Origin of the sequence: Aestuariibaculum marinum (genome assembly GCF_014596975.1) — a bacterium.
Lineage (GTDB): Bacteria > Bacteroidota > Bacteroidia > Flavobacteriales > Flavobacteriaceae > Aestuariibaculum > Aestuariibaculum marinum.
On record NZ_JACVXD010000012.1, the window covers coordinates 96355 to 99168 of the forward strand.

A 2814-nucleotide genomic window follows, 5' to 3' on the forward strand; every position below is an offset into this window, starting at 1 on the left:
TCCTTGTGTCCCTGGTTCGATTCCTGGAGGTACCACTACAAAAATCCTGAAACATTTGTTTCGGGATTTTTTGTTTTTAATAAAGACCTCAAGAACTTAGCTTGAAATATAACAAAAAAGGAGTAGTTATAATCCTAACTTTCCTCTTTCTTTATTAAATCCATCTTCTTATTATTTAGCTATCAAATTCCAAGCCCGACACACACGGTGTAAACGTAAAGGTATATGGATTATATTTTAATACTTCCTCTTGAAGCAGCTCCGATGATGTGTAAGCATAAAGCGAATAATACCTAATGAATAATAAATATTTGTAAAGGTAATAGGTATCACTTGGAATAATATCTTCTTCTTTAGAATTCGCCAGGTCTACAACCTGATTAGCATCTTCATCTTCAAGATTAAAATAAACTTCTATCACTTTCTGGAAGTCTTGTTTATCTGCTTTTAGAATATTCTTATCCGTTAGCACTTTAAATTTGCTACTGAATACGCGCGCTCCTTTTAAAAATATATTCTGAGTTTTATGATCTACAACCTCGTTTAATACAAGATCAACAAACTGTGGCGTATTAACGGTTGATGCTGCTGGCAATATTCCTTGTGGAATAATAACGTTCGAAATTTTTTCTACAGCATAAGCTTGTTCTTCGCTTAAAAATAAAGGCTGCCAGTTTACACGTTGATTCCCTTCGCAGGAAGACAATATTTGCATTAAAGTTGGCGTTGCAACAACATAGCCCGTAGATAATGCCATTTTTTTTAACAGTTGTCTTCTTTCCATATTAGAACTTATTCTTTTTTATTTGATCTGCCGCATGATTAGCTGCTCGTGCTGATAAAGCCATGTAAGTTAACGAAGGGTTCTGATAGGCTGAAGACGTCATACAAGCCCCATCTGTAACGTATACATTTGGCACAGCATGCACTTGGTTGTACTTATTTAACACCGATGTTTTCGGGTCATGTCCCATTCTAGCCGTTCCCATCTCATGAATAGCATGCCCCGGATGACATGGGTTATCATAACCTTTTACATTTTTGAAGCCAGCATTTTTCAACATATTAACAGCTTCATTCTGCATATCTTCACGCATTTTACGCTCATTCTCTTTAAACTCACAGTCAAATGTTATCGTTGGAATTCCCCATTCATCCACCTTGTCGTGATTTAAATACATTCTATTTTCATGATACGGCAAGCACTCTCCAAAACCGGTCATCCCAATACGCCAAGGCCCTGGTTTAAATAGCTGATCTTTTAAGGCTTTTCCATAGGAAAGTTCTTTTATTCCACTTTTCCAGTTTGTTCTACTTGCCGCCCCTTGAAAACCGAATCCGCGTAAATAATCTGTTTTTGTATCAGGGTCTCCCAAATTCCTAAATCTAGGAATATGAAAACTGGTAGGGCGTCTACCTTTATAATATTTATCTTCAAAACCTTCAACAGTTGCGGTTGCACCTACTTTAAAATGATGATCCATTAAATTATGACCTAACTCTCCACTATCGTTACCTAAACCATTTGGAAACCGTTCAGAAATTGAATTAAGTAATATGGCCGTACTTGCAACAGTAGAAGCACAACAGAAAATGACCTTCGCAGAAAACTCTATTTTTTCATGTGTCTCTGTATCGATGACTTCAACTCCCGTTGCCAGTTGCTTAGCATCATCGTAAAAGATTTTATTCACGATAGAATTAGGGCGCAAAGTCATATTACCCGTCTTACTTGCTGCCGGTAATGTAGATGAGTTACTACTAAAGTATCCACCGTACAGACACCCCCTAATACATCTATTTCTATATTGACAATTACTTCGACCTTCCCGCTGAATATCTCCAGTTAGATGAGCAAAACGTCCCATAATTAGATATCGATTATCATACTGTTCAGAAATTTTGTTTCTGAATTCTTGCTCCACGCAATTCAACTCCATGGGAGGCGTAAAGATGCCGTCTGGTAAATGAGATAAACCTAATTTCTCCCCACAAACACCAATAAAACTTTCAACCTTATCATACCAAGGTGAAATGTCTTTATAACGAATAGGCCAATCTACAGCAATACCTTCTTTTTTATTCGCTTCAAAATCTAAATCACTTAAGCGCAAGGTTTGTCTTCCCCAAGTAATAGATCGTCCACCAACGTGATATCCACGAATCCAATCAAACCGTTTATCTTCGTTATAAGGATGTTTAAGATCATCTACAAACCAATGTTTATGCTCTTCGCGAACAGCAAAACCCGTTCTATTTTGCTTCTCCTGCTTTTTAAGATCTTCTCTACTCACCAAACCTCGATACTTAAATTCCCAAGGTTCTTTATTCATAGTAGGGTAATCTTTTATATGTTCGACATTTCTTCCGCGTTCCAGCACTAAAGTTTTTAGTCCTTGCTCACACAATTCTTTAGCAACCCATCCTCCAGAAACTCCAGTTCCTATAACAATAGCATCGTACATTTATCTTTCTTTTTCTTTATACAAAAAACGAAAAACTTGATTAAAATTAGGTCGACACTTGCTTTAAAAAAGGTAGACAAATCTTTCATTTTTTAAGTATTACCTCTTGATTATTCACTCCAATAGAAGTAGTAAATCCATTTTCAAATTAGATTAACAAAGTTTTAAAAATGTAGAATGAGAAGTTTGAAATAGTTAACCAAACCATGTTTGTTTTCCTTTCGAACAGCTATAAAACAAAAAATCCCCAACAAATAAATGTTGAGGATTTCCAAAAAAGGCAACGACCTACTCTCCCACGGATGCAGTACCATCGGCGCTAACGGGCTTAACTACTCTGTTCGGAATG

The 2814-nt window shown here is 36.5% G+C and carries 2 protein-coding genes and 1 rRNA gene; all 3 read right to left on the reverse strand.

Annotated features, from left to right (window positions below):
- Positions 1-175 precede the first annotated feature (175 nt).
- Positions 176-757 carry a gluconate 2-dehydrogenase subunit 3 family protein gene (locus ICJ85_RS14995; RefSeq protein WP_188224612.1) on the reverse strand — a complete coding sequence of 194 codons (582 nt, stop codon included), beginning with the start codon at positions 755-757 and terminating at the stop codon, positions 176-178.
- Positions 758-785: 28 nt separating this feature from the next.
- On the reverse strand, positions 786-2465 hold the full coding sequence (locus ICJ85_RS15000; RefSeq protein ID WP_188224613.1) for a GMC oxidoreductase: 1680 nt from the start codon (positions 2463-2465) through the stop codon (positions 786-788).
- A gap of 275 nt (positions 2466-2740) precedes the next feature.
- Positions 2741-2814: ribosomal RNA gene (rrf, locus tag ICJ85_RS16880) — 5S ribosomal RNA — on the reverse strand; the annotation flags it as partial.